Source organism: Serratia sp. H402Y (genome assembly GCF_051172415.1).
Lineage (GTDB): Bacteria > Pseudomonadota > Gammaproteobacteria > Enterobacterales > Enterobacteriaceae > Serratia > Serratia ureilytica.
Map to the genome: position 1 here is coordinate 281,317 of NZ_JBPIYZ010000003.1, position 18,029 is coordinate 299,345.

Here is an 18,029-nt window from a genome sequence, read left to right on the forward strand (position 1 = left end):
AGGCGGGCGCTTATAGTAAGCATCACAGGGTGAAGAAAATAGCGAAACAGGCAGTATTAAAACGCTGAAATGCCCTGCCAACACCATCTTTTCCTACTTGCGCCTCACCAGGGCCCCACAGGGAAAACTGCAGTACTGTATGGCTCCACCGGATAGAGCAAGCTAACTTGCCGACGGGGGAGCCACTTTGTTTTTGCGCATCCGTTCCGCGATGACTGCGCGCTGTCTCAGATATTAAACGCTCTTCTTATCAGAAGATATGAGCCGCCGATGAAAATGCGGTCGATACCCTCCTTTAGTCTTCATATGCCACGCTGTTCAGTGCCGGCTCGATGGCGGCACCCAGCATGGCGCCGTGTCCCAAGCCGGGCCACTCCCGATAGCCGACGGTAAGACCGTCGAGCTTTGCCAGGCGTTCCGCCAGCATTTGCGCCGCGTTCGCCGGCAGTGCAGGGCTCTTCACGCCGGGCGGGGCCGCGCGATCGCGCTCCGCCAGACCCACCCACAACTGCAGCCTTGCCGCCGGCGTCGGATGCCGTTCCGCCCACTGCTGCGCCTCTTGCAGGATCATGCCGTTGCCCCACCACAGCGAGGGTTCCACGGCGATATAATGCTGGAAGGCGGCGGGATGGGTGAATAACGTATGCAGAACGAAGAGCCCGCCGTAGGAATGGCCCCACAGCGTTTGCCGCTGCGGATCGACCGCCAGTTTGGCGGCGATCGCCGGTTTGATCCGCGTTTCCATCAATTGCAGGAAGGCCTCCGCGCCCCCGCCCCCCTGCGGCGGTTTCTTCATGCCCGTCGGCAGAGGCAGCGTATAGTCGTAGGCGCGGCCGGCGGCATCGATGCGCAGATCGTTGTCATAGCCGATCATCACCAGCACCGGTGGCCGCTTCGCCGTCGCCAATCTGGCCAGTAAGCTGGCGTTCAGCTCCATCAGCACCGCATTGCCGTCGAGGAAATAAATCGTCGGATAGCCGTCAGGCGCAGGCGCCCGACGCGGCTGGGCGATACGGACGCGGTAACGCCGTTGACCATCGGCGGAGGTGAAGCGCAGATCGCTGAAGCGGTAATCCGCAGAGTCGCTATCGGCGACGGTCACGCCGATCCTGCGTTCCAGATCGGGCCTGGCCTGCACGGCAGTCGGCAACCAAAAGCCGATGGCGAGCGCCAGAAGCGTGCAGATAAAATGCCGGTGAGACAATAACATGCGGGGCAGCGTCCTCGAAAAAGGCCGATATTAGCATCGGTACGCGCCCAGTAAAAACCTCTCCTTCGGGCGGGTATTTCAGTAGCGAAGTGCGGCCGGGATCAGGCGGTGGCTGCCTGATGCTTCGCAGGGTTAATAGCAACTCATTGTTATTATTGGCAAGTCAGGAATAAGAAGGGTTACGATTAATTAGAAATGATTATGTTTTTTGGGAGGGGATAATCTGCTGATGGGCGCAAAAACACTCAATCATCAATGGGTGTTAGCGAAAAAAAAGCCCTATAAAATAGGGCAAAGACACACAACAACACCAGGGAAACTTTCCGGTATCTTATATTATAGCTTCCTATACATATAGAACATTTTATTATAAATATGTAAACGATTCTTATTAATGTTCTAATGCCATTGTTTTTCAAGGGGTTATGTCGCCCAAAGGGGAACGTTCCCTTTGGCGGTGCAAGCCACTCCGCTGTGGATAAAGCGCAGGTGGCGGGGCGGTGCCGGCCCGCCGCCCCACAGTGAGATACCGGCGGGCGGCCTGCGAAAACGCCGGCCGGTATCTCCTGTTTGATGGATACGCAGGGGAATTGCGCCGCCTTTTGTTGATGATAATCAGTGCTGTTGCAGCGTCAGCATCTTGCCAAGCAAAACATCGGTCGGTGGCAGAATATCCGTATCCAGCCCGGCCGAGGGGGTAAAGGTCAGCTCACCGAAAATGATTTGGCCCTGAGAGATGTAGAAATCAACGCGCACGAACTCGAAGGGCGCCGACAAACGAGCGGCATACTCAAACAGCTCATCGTATCCCTCCGGTTTCACGAAGGCGTCTATCTCCTCCTGGCTCAACGCCAGGCAGTCCTCGCTATAGCAAAGGAACTTGAAATCTTTGTCGAAGAAGTAATATTTCGGCGTCCCGGTATCCCTGCCGACGCACAGCAAGGTGCAGTAAGGCACACCGCGAAAACAATAAATTTTATAGTCTTCAGGCCCGTGACCATTGGCCGATTCGATATACTTTTCTCCAATGATCTTTTTTTGTATCCCTTTGTAGTTGAGTTCTACATAGGTTTTCCAGTAATCGTCTTTCATCCAGCCATCGATCAGCTGGGAGGCGCTTTTAATGTTCAACGATTGTTTATTCTGGCAAATTAAATTATATCCTGAGCCGTGATTTCCCTTGATGACAAATTTCTCAGGCAGCGTTTCCCATGGGATCTCCTGTACCGAATCACAGGCAAAGTACAGCTCATTAAGGATCTCTTCACATCCTTTTGCCTTGATGTACTCTCTAACCGCATATTTATCTGCGCATTGAGTGACTAAGGCGTTTTTACTGTAGTCATTCAACTTAAGGTGATTGATTTTTTCATTCCAGGTCGATGGCGCCTGCAAGTTCAGCGGTTTGCCAAATGCTCTTTTGTAGATCAACCTGGCCTTGAATTCGGGGGCCAATACGGCCAACTGATTCATAATGAACTTGTTTATTTGTCTTTTCATATACGTAATTCCATCAAAGCATAGTGACAATGATTAAGACGTTCTTGTATTTAAAACGCGGGTGGCGCGCCTTCACTGCGCCATTGAATGGCTGTCGGCGTTGTTCCCAAATCAAATGGCTGGTGGTCTAACGCCCGATTAAGAATGCGGGCCGAACGCCACGCCATCAGGCTCAGCTGAGGATCGGCAATGCCGTGATTATGCATACTGGCGTTCATCGCAAATAAGCAGTTCTCCGCCGGGCCTTCCCACTCAAAGGTAAAGTCCGGGGCTATGCGGTACTCGCCGTCCGCCGTGGTCAACAGTCGGTGGGCCAGAGGCGCAAGGAACTCAGGCGTCGCCGATTGATAACCGGTAGCAAAGATCACCACGTCCGCCTTGAAGGTTTCCTCGCCGTGATCGAGATGATGACGCGTTTCGAGTTGGTAGGCGTTATCCAGCGTGTGTTTTACGGCCGTCAGCGAACGGCTGGGCAGCAGGCGCACCCATAATTTCTCGCGCAGTACGTCGAAGCGGTGGTACATGGCGCGATAGATGGCCAGCAGCGACTCGCTGGTGATGCCGTCTGAGGTCATCTTTTGTTCGGCCAGCATATGCCGCTTGGCCGCGCTGTCCAGTGAGTAGAAACTCTCGACGTAATCTGGCGTGAAATATTCATTGGCAAAGGCCGCCTCATCAAGCGCGTTGTAATTGTTGCGCCGCGATATCCAGTCGAGTTGTTCCGGCTGCCCCCATTCCCCTTTAAAAATATTCAGGAACAGATCGGCGCCGCTCTGGCCGCCGCCGACGATCGCCACGCGTTTGCCTGCCAGATTAGGGTTGCGCAGCATCATTTCGCTGGCGTGGAAACAGCGATCGTTTTGCGCCGTCACGCAATCAGGTAACTTTATTTTCTTGCCAATACCGATACTTACGTGTCTGGCGTGGAAGACCTCCCGTGAGGTGGTCACCACGAACTGGCGTTGCCGATCGTCAAACTCGACTCGCTGAACGTCTTGATTGAACGCCAACGATCCCATCCCGCTTGCGGCCCAGGTGAGGTAATCGGCGAACTCTTCACGCGATGCGGTACGCTGTTCGGTCGTCAGGAAACGGTAGAATTTTCGGTTTTTTACCAGATAGTTGAGAAAGCTGTAGGGATTGGTTGGGGCAACCGCGCTCACCAAATCCTTTAAAAAGTTGGTTTGCATGTTGCAGTCAGCCAAAATCATGCCCGGGTGCCAGGAGAAATGAGGTTTGCGCTCAAGGAATTGCCCCGTAAATCCCTCGATTTCGCTCCCTAAGGCCGCCAGGCTAAGATTCGACGGGCCAAGGCCAATACCGATGATATCGAAACGCTGATTCATTAATAAGCTCCAGTATAATGAGAATAATACCCAGAAATACGGCTGCAAAGGGGTTGGCTTATAGCAACCAGGCTGCCTTTTTCTTATAAGTAAACGACATGAATTAAAAATAATTAAAAGATATGCGGGTTAAAAATGCGTCATTTTTAAATGCCCGTTTAGAATTCGGTAGCACATCAGGTAAAGGCTACGGGTGTATTTCTTTCCATGAAAGTCCCTGCGAAAGCGTGCGTATGTGTTTAATTAATATTCTTAAGCAATAATCTTAGAAACCGCGTTCATCATTCCATGTAAACGACACTCCGCAAAGAGGATAAGCCGCATGGGATTGGCATCGACTATTGACTGTTAACGTGTATACGCCGTTCTGCGTTCGGCTTGTGTTTCTTGAATCAGGTATTCGCTGCTTAGAATAGCGTTAAAAGGGATTCTGGGAAGGTGAAATAACATGATATTAGGCGTTGAGCGCTTTTTGAAAAGATGAAATTAAAGTGAAATTATGAAATTAGGCCGTTTTGATGGTATTTTTATCATTGTATTCAATGTGTTATTATCTTTTGGATGCGAGAGCTATTGCGTCTGGGCGGCATGGGGGTATCCGCTTTCACACCGGCCAATGCGCCCAGTTTTGTTGTTTGCGGGCCTGTATGGCGGGAAATTATCCCTATATGCATTAATTTCAATGAGTGAATGTTCATGTTATATACAGAGGCGCCTGTTGACGTTGGAAAAGCGCCAATTAAAAACCGATTGGCCGACGGTTCGACGTTTAGGTTCGTTTAGGTTCAGCGACGGCGTGACGTGCAAGGATATCCGTGTGCCGCCGGAACTTGCCTGAATGTAGCCGCCATGATATCAACCCGGTTTGAATTGTTTTGGCGCTTCTCTTTTATAATTCCTTTGCCGCTGATGATGATTCTCATTACCTGAACGTTAAACGCCATGGGAATGGGGTAAAGTATGGCGCTCGTGGGCAAGAGAATCGATGTTGGCGCTGCGACAAACGGATTGCCGCAGCAATAATTTACTCGTGGATAAATTTAACGTCAGTTGGCGTACCTATCTGGACGCTTACGCCGTTGCCATATAATTCGCCGGTATCCAGATCGCGTTGTAATACGGTAACGTTATTACTAAACACATTGGCGATTAGCAGAAACTTTCCGCTTTTATCGAAGGCGAAAGCGCGCGGTTCGATTCCGCCGGAAAGCGTGCGGCCAATCAGCGTGAGTTTGCCATTCTCCGGGTTAATTTTATAACCCACGATTTCGTTGGTTTTTTGGCGATTGCTCGCATAGAGGTATTTTCCGTCAGGGGAAAACGCCAGCCCGCCGCCGCCCTTTGCATCCGCGCGGGCGCTTTCCGTCAGCGCTAATGTCTGGATGTTCTCCAACCGATCGTTATTAATCTGGTAGGCAAAAATATTCGCCGACATTTCGCTGATCACGTAGGCGAATCTGCCATTTGCGGAAAAGATCATATGTCGCGGGCCGGTGCCCGGCGGAAACGACAAATCGTAATCCGGCGCGAGCCTGAACGGCGCGGCCTTATTTGCCGCGTCGTAGAAGAAGGCATGAATGATGTCGCCGCCCAAATCGGCGGCGTACATCATGCGCCCGTCGGGGGTGAAGTTGACGGAGTGAATATGGGCGCTGGCTTGCCGTTCGGCAACGGCCTCTGAGCCCTTGGTGAAGGGAAAGCGCTGCAGCACCTCGCCGAGTTCACCGTTCTGGAGAATGGGGGCCACGATGACGCTGGCATGCCCGGGGGCGTTGGAGTAATTGGCGGCCAATAAGTAGCGCCCGTCTGGACTGATGGCGGCATGCGTCGGCTCTTGTCCCTGCGAGTCGATGCCGCTGATGCGTTGCGGGTCGCCGCCTTTGCCGAGCCTGAGCGTGCTGATTTGGCCTTGCTGAGTTTCATTGGTGGTATAGGCAAATTGGCGATTTTTGCTCAGAACTATCCAGGAAGGGCTGTCCATTTTTATGCGATTCAATGGCAGCAGGCTGCCGTCTTCGTTGAGCGCCAACCGATACATCCCCTGGCTGGGATAAACGGGCGGCTGAACCCGATCGCCGTCTCTTTCCCCTGTCCAGGTGCCAATCAAAACGATTTGCGCGGTGCTGCCCGGCTGCGGCTGCGGGGGAGCGGCCTGGGTGATCCAGGCCGGCAATAATAAAGACAGAAAGGAAAACTTGGCGATGCTGGGGAACGTTGCGTTTTTCATGGTCGGGCTCCTGGCGTGATTGACTGTGTTTTGTGACCGAGGCGAACGGTGTACAGGGTTTATCGTCGTAGCGAGGCACCGCCCAGAATGAACAGGCAGACATAACCAAAATAGTGCAAAACGCCGGCGGGGCCTATTTTTAGCACATCATTGGCGTATGGCATCAGAGCCTTGCGCGCCGGCAGACAAGCTCCCTGCGGCCGCCAGCGTAGGGAGCTTTAATTGGCGTGAATCACGCGCCGCGGCGTTTGCGCACCCGCCACGCGATGGCGGCCAGTAGCGCCAGCGCGCCGCCGCCCAACCCCGGTGCCATATAGGGCTGCATCTCGGCCAGCAAGGGCGCCGGGCCCCCTCGTCTGAGGATCGCAACGTCTTCGGCGGTGACGTGCGCCGCGGGGTTGCCGTAATGTTGCAAGACATAGTTGCCGATCGCCGCAATCTGTTGGTCGTTCAAGGGATTGACATAGGATTGCGGGCCGAAATTCGGCATCAGGATATGTTGATCCCCGACGCGGCGCTCGACGCCGAACAAAATGGCCGAGATCAGATTGGAGGGATTGCGCGAGCCCGTCGCCGTGTTGTTGAACAGCGATGGATAGGCCTGGTTTTGACTGCCGCTGCCGTCGGGTTGGTGGCAGCTGGCGCAGTTGCCGCTGAACAAGGCGGCGCCGTCAATCACCGTCTCGTTGGCGGTCGGCGGATGCGCGCCGCGCAGCTCGGGTTCAACGTTGAACGGCTTGCCAAAGCTGTCTGCCGGCCGCGTATCGCGTCGATCTCTGATCGGCGGACTGTTTTTCAGGTAAGCGGCAATCGCGGCCAGATCGTCGTCCGACAAATATTGCAGGCTGTTTTCTATCGCTTCCGCCATGCCCCCCGCCGCCTGGTTTTTTCCCGCCGCGCGCCCGGTTTTCAAATACTGGATTAGCTCAACCTGGCTCCATCCGCCAATGCCGCTGATCGGGTCGGAAGTAATATTGGGCGCATACCAACTGCCGACCATGGCGCCGGAAAGCGGTTGCCCGCTGTATTCAGCCAGTAACACGTTGCGCGGCGTATGGCAGGTATCGCAGTGTCCAGGGCCGTTGACCAGGTAGGCGCCGCGGTTCCATTGCGCATCTTCGCTGCTGTCGGCGCTGAAATGCCCCTCTTCCAGAAACAAACTGTTCCAGGCCGGCATGATAAAGCGCAGGTTAAAGGGGAAGGGCAGTTCGGTTCGCCTGTTGTGCTGAACGACGGGGGCGACGCCGTTCATAAAGTAGGCGTACAGCGCGTGAATGTCCTCGTCGTTCAATTTGACGTATGACGTATAAGGCATTGCCGGGTACAGCGGGGTGCCATCCGCGCGAATGCCTTCACGCACGGCGCGGGCGAATTGCGCTTCGCTGTAGCGGCCAATGCCGGTTTCCTGGTCGGGGGTGATGTTGGTGGTGTAAATCACGCCTACCGGCGTGGCGATGCTGTAACCGCCGGCAAATCGCTCGCCGCCTCCCGTTTGGGTGTGGCAGGCCTGGCAGTCCGCCGCCACCGCGAGCCGCTCGCCTTTTTCAATCAGCTCGGCGCTGAAATACGGTCCTTCGTCGGCGGCGAACGCCGAGCCGCCGCCCGCCGCGAGGAGCAGCGCCAGCCAGGCTATCCTTGCAGGTTTTCTCATGATTTCACCGCCAGTTTGCGGGCAATGTCGTCCGCCGCTTTAAGGCCCAGGGCCGCCATCGTCAGCGTGCTGTTCACCACGCTGGCTGAAGGGATGGCGCCACCGCCGGGCAGCCACAGGTTCGGATGATCGTGCGCACGGCAATCGCCGTTCACCACGGAATTTTTCTCATCGTTGCCCATGATGGTGCCGCCCATAATGTGATTATTGGCATTCAGGCTGGTGGTGATGGTGAATTCATCGGCATCAAACAATTGGCCAATATGCTTGAGCTGCCGGTGCGCCGCTTCAGCCCCTTTTCGCACATAGTCCCCCACGTCATAGTAAATGTCCGGGCAAGGCAAACCGTGGGCGTCTTTGCGCGTTGCGCTCAACGTCAGACGGTTATTGGGATCGGGCAGCGGTTCCAGACTGATGGACAAATCGACGCCGTGCGCCGCGCGGCGGCGGATCTCGTCATCCAGCGCTTTCCCCACCAGGCCCTGCGCCAGGGCCTGACGCGTAGCCGGCAAAACGCGGTTGATGTTATTGAGGATCATCTTGTTGGCTGAGTAATGCTTGCGGAAATCCCCATCGCGCGGGCCGACCAAACAGCTGCTCTGCGCCGGGCCGCGTCCTGGCCACAGCGGCTCTTTCGCCAGGAAGGTGCAGTGAAAGCCGGAGTGATCCATCATATTGCGGCCAACCTGATCGGAGCTGTTGGCGATCCCATTCGGGTTTTGCGCATTGGCGGCCATCAACAGCAGGCGCGGGGTTTCGATGCCATTGCATGCCAGGACGAACGCGCTGGCGCTGGCTTTGTGCGACCGCTTTTGGTTGTCCAGCCAATGCACGGCGGTAACCTGATTTTGTCCATCGGTATCGATTTTGTACGCCACCGCTTCCGCCAGCACGAGCGCTCCTTTCATTTCGGCGCGTTCGATGTGATGGATGCCGTTATACATGGCGCCAATCGGGCAGATAGGTTGGCAGTTATTGTTGCCGCAGCAGGTGGGCCGCCCCTGCCATGGTCGCGTGCTGCGCCCTTGGGGGATCGGTACGGAGCGGTAACCGTGCGGGTTGACCACTTCGGCGAAGCGCGTATCTCCGTGGGCCCAGGGCACCATATCCATGGGATAAGGCTTGCTGCGCGCTGAAGGCGATTGTTTGGCCGGATCGTTTGGGCCGGCGACGCCAATCGCCTCCTCCGCGCGGCAGTAGTAGGGCTCGAGATCGTCATAGGCGATGGGCCAGTCGCGGCCAACCCCGTACAGCGTTTTCATTTTGAAATCGTTTGGCAGATGGCGCCAGCAGGAGGCCGCCCAGTGCCAGGTTGTGCCGCCCACGGTGCGTAAATAGCCCTGCTTAAAGCTGTCCGCGCTTGGGCCACTTAACGCGACATAATCGTTTGGCGGAAAATAGAGCGGCGCGGTGGCGTAGGCTGATTGCGGGTACAAGCCTTGAAAATCGGAGCCCGCACGGTTATCAAACGGCATATTGCGCCAGTTTTCGACGGCCTGCGCGCGATCGATACGCAGGCCCGCCTCCAATACCAGCACGGAATAGCCTTGGCCGGCCAACTGGTCCGCCATCATGCCGCCGACGATCCCCGAGCCGACGATGACAATATCGGCCGAGGCATCGCCATCAGCCGTGAATACCGGTTTTTTCATGATTCAGCTCTCAGAGGGCAGTAAGGCGTTAACCTCAGGTGGGGCGACGGTCCACCAAAGCGGGCCGTTGCCGCAATAGGTGGGCACAATCAAGGCGTCTTTAACCGGGCGATACATCAGGGCATCTTTATAAGCGATGAGACTGGCGTTTGCCCCCTGGCCCACGGTACCGGTATACCAGGCGGTGACGATGGCCGAGACCAATGCCGAGAGCCCCAGTTGGCCGGCGATTTGCTGAAGTTGCCGGGCGCTTTGTCCGGCCTTCACGCGTGCGCTTAATCGCTCAACCTGTGATGAGAATTGCGGGTTTGCGAGGCTCAACGCAGTGAAAATACGAGCCGAAAGGCCAGGGTCAATATCCTGACGTTCTGTCAATTGCCGGGAGAGCGCGAAGAAACGGGCAAAAAGCAGGGGGGTTTGCGCGGCGGTATGCTGTTCCGCCAGCGTGAGGAATGGGGCGCCGGCCAATGCGGTGGCGACAAGCGTTGACGCCAGGCCGAGCAAGACATTTCTGCGGCTGACGCCCTTGCCATGTTGATCCGGCTGTTCGCCATTGTCTGATAAACCATATTCCATATGTTTTTTCTCAACGGGTGTTTAATGCCAGAGCCAAAAAAGGCCAAAATATCAGTGGGTGAGCAGGCTAAATTAAGCGTTCTATTACAGTGATATGACGATCTTCACCGATGTGATGTTTTAAGAACGCCTGTCGATAAATTAGCAGCGGCAACGGACGGTATTTATCAAAAAATCACAAGGTGAGTGCCGACCGCATTTTTGGTTTATTTTTAATAACGGCAGGGAATTATGTGGTGAGATTCTGATTAATTGATTGTTATTTAATGATTTTTTATTGGGTTGTGGCTGTGGGTTTTTATCAGGCGCAGAATGAAAACATTAATGGAGTTGTTGCGTAACCCGTGTTTGCGTATTAATTCAAATGACGGCGAAAATAAGGAAGGTTGGGTTATGGTGCAAATGGAAATAATACAGTGTCGTAAACACAGGGCAGGGGGGCGGGCATCAATTAAGGCTGCGAATATAAAGGCCGAGATTTAGCTTAAAGAGATAGGAACAGGAGCACTTCTGCTCGGTATTCAAGGTCTCAGCGCTGGCCCGCAGGGTGAGGCCCTTGGCCGAATAATCGAACGCAGTTCGATGGAGAGTCCTGTCCCTGAAAAGCAAAAACCCAGCCATAGGCTGGGTTCTCTAAATAGGGCGACCGGACTCGGACAACCGGCGCTGGCGCCGCGTTGAACAGCGCTTTAGCGCTGGCCCGTAGGGTGAGGCCTTTGGCCGAATAATCGAACGCAGTTCGATGGAGAGTCCGTACCCCAGAAAGCGAAAAACCCGCCATAGGCGGGTTCTTCTAAAGATGGTGCCCGGACTCGGACAACCGGCGCTGGCGCCGCGTTGAACAGCGCTTTAGCGCTGGCCCGTAGGGTGAGGCCCTTGGCCGAATAATCGAACGCAGTTCGATGGAGAGTCCTGTCCCTGAAAAGCAAAAACCCAGCCATAGGCTGGGTTCTCTAAATATGGTGCCCGGACTCGGAATCGAACCAAGGACACGGGGATTTTCAATCCCCTGCTCTACCGACTGAGCTATCCGGGCAACGGGGCGCATTAAACCGTATTGGCCGGATGGCGTCAATCGCTTTCTGTCACAAAGCCGATCGGTTGCTCTATTTTCAGGCAGCGAACCCGAAGCGCTAGAGCCTGTGGCGATATCGCCACCCAATAAATATGCATAAAAAACGTGTATTTATACCACCTTATCAAGGCTGTGTTTCATATTTATTTTTAAATAACAAAACGTTACCTTTGCATTAATGCAAGCTCAATCCAGGTGATTCTCGCTTGAACCTCGTAACGAATCATGCAATCATTGCGCAAATTTTAGCACTCTCCGTTCCCTGACGGTGTTCCCGCTTCTTATAAGTCAGAGGGTTATTGGCATGACTGGTTTTGTCGCTCAAGCGCTGTCGCGCACCAGACCTCTGACGCCGCCACCGTTCCGTCTCTGCTTGCTCCGAACGCCATCTGTCCGAATACGCCTGCCGATCATGCGGTAAGGCCGCGTGATGCTCGCTGTTAGGCATGCGTAAAGCCAGCGCTGCGGCCCTGATTTTACTGATGCCTGTCGGACGCTGCCAAGACCAGTTCCCCCGATAGCTGCCTGATGGTCCCCGATCATGAGGCGGTCACGCACGCCGCTTATGCTGCCGTGCCCGGGTATCGCTTTTACCGGGATAACCGCGTTATCTCATTACCGTGCCGGTGGCACACCCTCATCCTTCACCGTTTGAGAGTCAGCATGATGAAAGAATTGAAAATCGCAACCAGCGCCAGCCTGGTCGCCACCATTGAGACGCTGCGCCAGATCGTGCGCGTAGAGCAGACGGACTACACCGACGTGGCGGCGGTGGTGGTGTCGGTCGCCGACGTGGACGCCGGCATTCTGGCGCGCTTGCAGTCGACGGGGTTCGATATTCCGACCTTCGTGGCGGTGGAAGGGGACGAGCATCTTTCCCCGGATTATCTGCCGTTTGTCAGCGGGGTCTTCGCGCTGCTGGCCGGCGCCAGCAAGCCATTCTACATGGCGCAGTTGGAGGCCGCCGCCGACGCCTACGAGCAGGCGCTGCTGCCGCCGTTCTTCAAAACGCTGAAGACCTACGTCGAGATGGGGAATTCGACCTTTGCGTGTCCAGGCCATCAGGGCGGCGAGTTCTTCCGCAAGCACCCGGCCGGCCGGCAGTTTTTCGATTTCTACGGTGAAACTCTTTTCCGTTCCGATATGTGCAACGCCGACGTCAAGCTGGGCGATCTGCTGATCCACGAAGGCTCGGCCAAGGATGCGCAAAAGCATGCGGCGCGGGTGTTCAACGCTGATAAAACCTACTTCGTGCTCAACGGCACCTCGGCGGCCAACAAGGTGGTGACCAACGCGCTGCTGACCCGTGGCGATCTGGTGCTGTTCGATCGCAACAACCACAAATCCAATCACCACGGGGCGCTGATCCAGGCCGGCGCCACGCCGGTGTATCTGGAAACCGCCCGCAACCCGTTCGGCTTTATCGGCGGCATCGATGCGCGCTGCTTCGATGAGCGCTACCTGCGCGAGCAGATCCGCGAGGTGGCGCCGGAGAAGGCCACGGCGGCGCGGCCGTTCCGGCTGGCGATCATTCAGCTCGGCACTTACGACGGCACGATTTACAACGCTCGCCAGGTGATCGACACCATCGGCCACCTGTGCGACTACATCCTGTTCGACTCCGCCTGGGTGGGCTATGAAGGCTTTATTCCGATGCTGAAAGAGTGCTCGCCGCTGCTGCTGGAGCTGGACGAGCACGATCCGGGTATCTTCGTCACCCAGTCGGTGCATAAACAGCAGGCGGGGTTCTCGCAGACCTCGCAGATCCACAAGAAAGACGACCACATCAAAGGGCAAAAGCGCCACTGCAACCACAAGCACCTGAACAACGCATTCATGCTGCATGCGTCGACCAGCCCGTTCTATCCGCTGTTCGCCGCGCTGGACGTCAACGCCAAGATGCACGCCGGCCCCGCCGGGCGCCGCATGTGGATGGACTGCGTCAAGCTGGGCATCGAGACGCGCAAACAGCTGCTCACGCGCTGCTCGCAGCTGAAGCCGTTTATTCCGCTGCAGGTGGCGGGCAAGGACTGGCAGGATTACGATACCGATCTGATCGCCAACGACGCGCGCTTCTTCACCTTCGTGCCGGGGGAGACGTGGCACGGCTTCGAAGGTTACGCCCAGGATCAGTATCTGGTGGATCCGTGCAAGCTGCTGCTGACCACGCCGGGGATTGACGCCGCGACCGGCCAATACACCGAGTTCGGCGTGCCGGCCACCATTCTGGCCAACTTCCTGCGCGAGAACGGCATCGTGCCGGAGAAGTGCGATCTCAACTCGATCCTGTTCCTGCTGACCCCGGCGGAGAACCCGGCCAAGATGGAACAGCTGGTGGAGATGCTGGCGCAGTTCGAACGCTATGTCGAAGAGGATGCGCCGCTGAGCGTGGTGCTGCCGACGGTGTACCGCAAGAACGAGCAGCGTTACCGCGGCTACAGCATTCGCCGGCTGTGCCAGGAGATGCACGATCTGTACGTCAGCTTTGACGTTAAGCAGCTGCAAAAGGAGATGTTCCGTCAGGATCATTTCCCGCAGGTGGTGATGAACCCGCAGGACGCCAACGTGGAGTTTATCCGCGACAACGTCGAGCTGGTGCCGATCGGCCAGGCGGAAGGGCGCATCGCGGCGGAAGGGGCCCTGCCGTATCCGCCGGGCGTGCTGTGCGTGGTGCCGGGCGAAGTGTGGGGCGGCGCGGTGCAGCGCTACTTCCTGGCGCTCGAGGAGGGCATCAACCGCCTGCCGGGCTTCTCGCCGGAGCTGCAGGGGGTCTACATCGAGAAAAAAGATCACGGCTGGAAGCGCATCTTCGGCTATATGATCAAGCCATGAAAAAAGGGCCGGTTCGCACCGGCCCTTCTTCTATCCACGCGGGAAGCGCTACTTTCTGCGGTAGCTCTTCTGCGCGGTATTCACTTTCACCAGATAGCGGCGCGACTCGGCGGCCGGGTGCTTGGTGGTCAGCGTTTGGTACACGTCGCCCGGCTGCATGCCGTTGATTATGCCCACCGCGCGCGTTCTGTCGCTGGAGAACACCCGCAGCACGCTGCCGGCGCCGCCGTTGTAAGCGGTGATCACCGCATAGCGGCGCGAGGTCGGGTTCTGAATGCCGCCCAGGTAGTTGTTCTGCAGGATCGCCAGGTAGGCGGTGCCGGTATCGATGTTGTTCTCCGGATCGAACAGGTAGCTGCGGCTCGGGGTGCCCCATTTGCCGCGCATCTGGAACACATCCTTACCGGCGGTGTGCTGCACCACCTGCATCAGGCCCAGCGCGTCCGAACCGCTCACCGCATACGGGTTGAAGCTCGATTCGGTCTGCATGATAGCCAGGATCAGCGACTCGTCCACGCCATATTTTTCCGACGCCTTGCGCACCATCGGCAGATATTTATGCGCACGTTTGTCCAGGTGGTTCGGCACCAGTTGGATGGTGACCGAGTAGATGACGTGCAGGCCGGAGGTGCGTTTTTGCAGCTTGGTTTGCAGCAGGTAATCGGCGAAGTGCGCCGCGCGCCATTCCCAGCGGATCGGCGCCCCTTTGTTATCCAGCACCTGGCCGTACAGGAACGGCTCTTTGCTGATCTGGATATCGTTGGCGTCGGAATAGAGGTCGATCGAACCCGGATCGTCACCCATCAGCAGCGTGCTAATGATCGCCTGGCGCAGGTGCGTGGCCGGATCGGTGGTGGCGATGGTCTCGACGGTGATGGCGCCGGTGTCGAAGTTGATGTGGCTGCGGGTTTGGTATTGGTCGGTGTACTTGACGTAGTCTTTCGGCCCGGCGATCAGAACTTCGTTCAGACCCCAGATGTTCTCGATGTTGTGGGCGAATTGGCCCATCAGAATGTCGAAGCCGTTGGTGTCTTTGATCCAGGCTTCGTTGATTTCTTCACTTTTTTTGCCGGAACAGGAGATCAGCAAAGGCGCTATTACGAGCAAAGCTAAAATTTTCTTCATCTTAAAGCCGTTTGGAAGAAGTATAAGAGGATTGAAGCGGGCCAGCGCCTGGCCCCAACAGCGTTATTCGCTCGGCGGCGTATAGCCTTCGATGTGCACGTCGTGCCCTTCGAACAGGAATTTGATCATTTCCTCTTCCAGCAGTTTGCGATCATCCACGTTCATCATGTTCAGCTTCTTCTCGTTGATCAGCATGGTCTGCTTCTTCATCCACTCGCCCCAGGCTTCCTTGGAGATCTCGTTGTAGATGCGCTTGCCGACGTCGCCGGGATAAAGCTGGAAGTCCTGGCCTTCGGCGTCGCGTTGAAGGAAAGTACAAAAAATGGTGCGGCTCATGCTAATTCCTCATCGATGGCGCTATCGCCATATAAGTTTTGTTGGATCGGGGGCTGCTTCGCCAGCTGTTGCAACAGGCGGTCCACCGGCGCTGCCAGCCCGACCGACGGCGGCTGCGCTAAGTTATACCAGAGACCCGCGCCCTCATCCATGCCGCTGCCCGCCGCGTCGAGCGACAGCCACATCGGCACGATATCGAGATGGAAATGGCTGAACGTGTGGCGAAACGCGGTCAGCTGTTCCAGGCGCTTGCCTTTCAGACCGCGCTGCTGCAGCCAGAGTTCCAAATCCACGCGCGCGCTGAACTGCGGGAAGCAGAACAGGCCGCCCCACAGGCCCACCGCCGGGCGCTGCTCCAGCCACACGCGGTCGCCGTGCTGCAGCAATAAGAAGTAGGCGGTTTTTTCCGGCAGGGTCTGCTTGGGCTTCTTGCCGGGGTAGTTGGCCCAGCTGTGGTTGGCGTAAGACAGGCAGCCGACGTTGAGCGGGCAGAGCTCACACTTGGGCTTGGAGCGGGTGCAGACCATGGCGCCCAGATCCATCATCGCCTGGTTGAACTGGCCGACGCCCTGGGCCGGGGTGACTTCTTCGCTGATTTTCCACAGCCGGTTTTCGACCTCTTTTTTGCCCGGCCAGCCTTCCACCGCGTAGCAGCGAGCCAGCACGCGCTTCACGTTGCCGTCGAGGATCGGATAGTGTTGGCCCAGCGCCAACGACAGCACCGCGCCGGCGGTGGAACGGCCGATGCCCGGTAAATCGGCGATTTCTGCGAAGGTTGTCGGGAACTCGCCGCCGTGCTGTGCGACAATGGTCTGCGCCGCTTTGTGCAAGTTACGGGCGCGGGCGTAATAGCCAAGGCCGGTCCACAGATGCAGCACTTCGTCCAGCGGGGCCTCCGCCAGCGCGCGCACGTTGGGAAAACGGGCCATAAAGCGCTGAAAATAAGGAATGACGGTGGCAACCTGAGTCTGTTGCAACATCACTTCGGAGAGCCATACTTGATAGGCGGTTTTCTCCAACTGCCATGGCAGGGTTTTGCGGCCGTAGCGCTGGTACCAGTCAAGCACCACCTGTGCGAATTGTTGTGCTTGCATCATGAAGAGTCGTTATCCGGCAGAAAATGAAGCGAGATTGCAGCATAGAGTCATGATGCTGTAAACCGGAACTTTCCGACGCCGCACGGCGGGTACAGAAGATGAACACTTGCTAAACCAATGTATCTTTGCATAATGCGCGTTTCCCTAATTGGCAGCCAAACAGACAGAAAGCACTATGATTAATGACGTCATCTCCCCGGAATTTGATGAGAACGGCCGCGCGATGCGCCGTATCCGCAGTTTTGTCCGCCGCCAGGGGCGGCTGACCAAAGGCCAGCAGCACGCGCTGGAGAACTATTGGCCGGTGATGGGCGTGGAGTATCAGGCTGACGCTGTCGATCTCGCCGCGCTGTTCGGCCGCGAAGCGCCGACGGTGCTGGAGATCGGTTTTGGCATGGGCGCCTCGCTGGTGACCATGGCGGGCAACAACCCGCAGCAGAACTTTTTAGGGATCGAAGTACACTCGCCGGGCGTGGGCGCCTGCCTGGCCGACGCCCACGAGGCGAAGCTGAGCAACCTGCGCGTAATGTGCCACGATGCGGTTGAAGTGCTGGAAAACATGATCCCGGACGGCTCGCTGGACATGGTGCAGCTGTTCTTCCCCGATCCTTGGCACAAGGCGCGCCACAACAAGCGCCGCATCGTGCAAACGCCGTTTGTCGAACTGGTGCTGCGCAAGCTGAAGACCGGCGGCGTCTTCCACATGGCCACCGATTGGCAACCTTATGCGGAACATATGTTAGAGGTTATGAACGGGGTCGCAGGCTACCGTAATCTTTCCAGCGATAATGATTATGTGCCGCGTCCGGATTCGCGCCCACTGACGAAATTTGAATTACGCGGCCAGCGCCTGGGACATGGCGTTTGGGACTTGATGTTTGAGAGGAAAGAATAATGGCTAAGAACCGCAGTCGTCGTTTACGTAAAAAGTTGCACATTGAAGAATTTCAGGAGTTGGGTTTCTCCGTAGCCTGGCGCTTCGCCGAAGGCACGTCGGTGGAAGATATCGACAGCACGCTGGATACCTTCATCGATGAAGTGATCGAGCCGAACGGTCTGGCGTTTGACGGCAGCGGCTACCTGCAGTGGGAAGGTCTGATCTGCCTGCAGAAGATCGGCCACTGCACCGACGAGCATCGCGAACTGGTGAAAAACTGGCTGGAAGCGCGCAAACTGACCGACGTTAAGGTCAGCGATCTGTTCGATATCTGGTGGGATTGATCGCGCTTGCCCGATGAGCGCGGCTTCGCGCCGCTTATTTCCCCCTAAATAATTGGATTCGCATCACGGCGGCAAGAGGGTGAGTCCCCAGGAGCTTACTTCAGTAAGTGACTGGGGTGAGCGCTCGCAGCCAACACAGATGCGGATTCAAGTATGACGGGGATGGATTTAAGGTGCCTTA

14 protein-coding genes and 1 tRNA gene are annotated in these 18,029 nt (G+C 56.5%); 4 read left to right on the forward strand and 11 right to left on the reverse strand.

Annotation, left to right across the window (positions count from 1 at the left end; all coding sequences use genetic code 11):
- Positions 1-295: 295 nt before the first annotated feature.
- From ACSBQS_RS18000 to ACSBQS_RS18010, 3 genes are all read right to left on the reverse strand, one after another.
- Positions 296-1,210 carry an alpha/beta hydrolase gene (locus ACSBQS_RS18000; protein WP_047026458.1) on the reverse strand — a complete coding sequence of 305 codons (915 nt, stop codon included), beginning with the start codon at positions 1,208-1,210 and terminating at the stop codon, positions 296-298.
- A gap of 615 nt (positions 1,211-1,825) precedes the next feature.
- Positions 1,826-2,710, reverse strand: a complete 885-nt coding sequence (locus tag ACSBQS_RS18005) for an ATP-grasp fold amidoligase family protein (RefSeq protein WP_033651313.1) — start codon at positions 2,708-2,710, stop codon at positions 1,826-1,828.
- 50 nt (positions 2,711-2,760) lie between these two features.
- Positions 2,761-4,056: a lysine N(6)-hydroxylase/L-ornithine N(5)-oxygenase family protein gene (locus tag ACSBQS_RS18010; protein ID WP_089195187.1), complete on the reverse strand. Its 1,296-nt coding sequence runs from the start codon at positions 4,054-4,056 to the stop codon at positions 2,761-2,763.
- A 499-nt stretch (positions 4,057-4,555) separates the two neighbouring features.
- On the opposite strand from ACSBQS_RS18010, the gene ACSBQS_RS18015 reads away from it, so the two are divergent.
- A complete protein-coding gene (locus tag ACSBQS_RS18015) occupies positions 4,556-4,894 on the forward strand; it encodes a hypothetical protein (protein WP_164106428.1) in 339 nt (112 codons plus the stop codon).
- Positions 4,895-5,080: 186 nt separating this feature from the next.
- On the opposite strand, the gene ACSBQS_RS18020 is transcribed toward ACSBQS_RS18015, so the two are convergent.
- The 5 genes from ACSBQS_RS18020 to ACSBQS_RS18040 form a co-directional block, all read right to left on the reverse strand.
- Positions 5,081-6,283, reverse strand: a complete 1,203-nt coding sequence (locus tag ACSBQS_RS18020) for a lactonase family protein (protein ID WP_052764909.1) — start codon at positions 6,281-6,283, stop codon at positions 5,081-5,083.
- Between the two features lie 232 nt (positions 6,284-6,515).
- Entirely contained in the window at positions 6,516-7,934 is a 1,419-nt protein-coding gene (locus tag ACSBQS_RS18025) for a cytochrome c (protein ID WP_342164217.1), read from the reverse strand.
- Positions 7,931-9,586, reverse strand: coding sequence for a GMC family oxidoreductase (locus tag ACSBQS_RS18030; RefSeq protein ID WP_033651316.1), 1,656 nt, complete (start codon positions 9,584-9,586; stop codon positions 7,931-7,933). The genes ACSBQS_RS18025 and ACSBQS_RS18030 overlap by 4 nt, the downstream gene beginning before the upstream one ends.
- Positions 9,587-9,589: 3 nt before the next feature.
- Positions 9,590-10,162: a sorbitol dehydrogenase family protein gene (locus ACSBQS_RS18035; protein ID WP_197749906.1), complete on the reverse strand. Its 573-nt coding sequence runs from the start codon at positions 10,160-10,162 to the stop codon at positions 9,590-9,592.
- A 960-nt stretch (positions 10,163-11,122) separates the two neighbouring features.
- A tRNA-Phe gene (locus ACSBQS_RS18040) sits at positions 11,123-11,198 on the reverse strand.
- Between the two features lie 705 nt (positions 11,199-11,903).
- Here ACSBQS_RS18040 and speF point away from each other — a divergent pair.
- On the forward strand, positions 11,904-14,069 hold the full coding sequence (gene speF / locus ACSBQS_RS18045; RefSeq protein ID WP_434991266.1) for an ornithine decarboxylase SpeF: 2,166 nt from the start codon (positions 11,904-11,906) through the stop codon (positions 14,067-14,069).
- A gap of 48 nt (positions 14,070-14,117) precedes the next feature.
- On the opposite strand, the gene mltC is transcribed toward speF, so the two are convergent.
- From mltC to mutY, 3 genes are all read right to left on the reverse strand, one after another.
- Positions 14,118-15,194: a membrane-bound lytic murein transglycosylase MltC gene (gene mltC, locus ACSBQS_RS18050; RefSeq protein ID WP_047026455.1), complete on the reverse strand. Its 1,077-nt coding sequence runs from the start codon at positions 15,192-15,194 to the stop codon at positions 14,118-14,120.
- A gap of 63 nt (positions 15,195-15,257) precedes the next feature.
- Positions 15,258-15,530: an oxidative damage protection protein gene (locus ACSBQS_RS18055; RefSeq protein ID WP_004937404.1), complete on the reverse strand. Its 273-nt coding sequence runs from the start codon at positions 15,528-15,530 to the stop codon at positions 15,258-15,260.
- A complete protein-coding gene (gene mutY, locus ACSBQS_RS18060; RefSeq protein ID WP_042785375.1) occupies positions 15,527-16,627 on the reverse strand; it encodes an A/G-specific adenine glycosylase in 1,101 nt (366 codons plus the stop codon). Before mutY ends, ACSBQS_RS18055 begins: the two co-directional genes overlap by 4 nt.
- Before the next feature lie 175 nt (positions 16,628-16,802).
- Between mutY and trmB the strand changes: the two genes are divergently transcribed.
- Positions 16,803-17,522 (forward strand): tRNA (guanosine(46)-N7)-methyltransferase TrmB, encoded by a 720-nt coding sequence (gene trmB / locus ACSBQS_RS18065; RefSeq protein WP_004937410.1) that lies wholly within the window; start codon positions 16,803-16,805, stop codon positions 17,520-17,522.
- Positions 17,522-17,848 carry a YggL family protein gene (locus tag ACSBQS_RS18070; protein ID WP_004937412.1) on the forward strand — a complete coding sequence of 109 codons (327 nt, stop codon included), beginning with the start codon at positions 17,522-17,524 and terminating at the stop codon, positions 17,846-17,848. Before trmB ends, ACSBQS_RS18070 begins: the two co-directional genes overlap by 1 nt.
- Positions 17,849-18,029 lie beyond the last annotated feature (181 nt).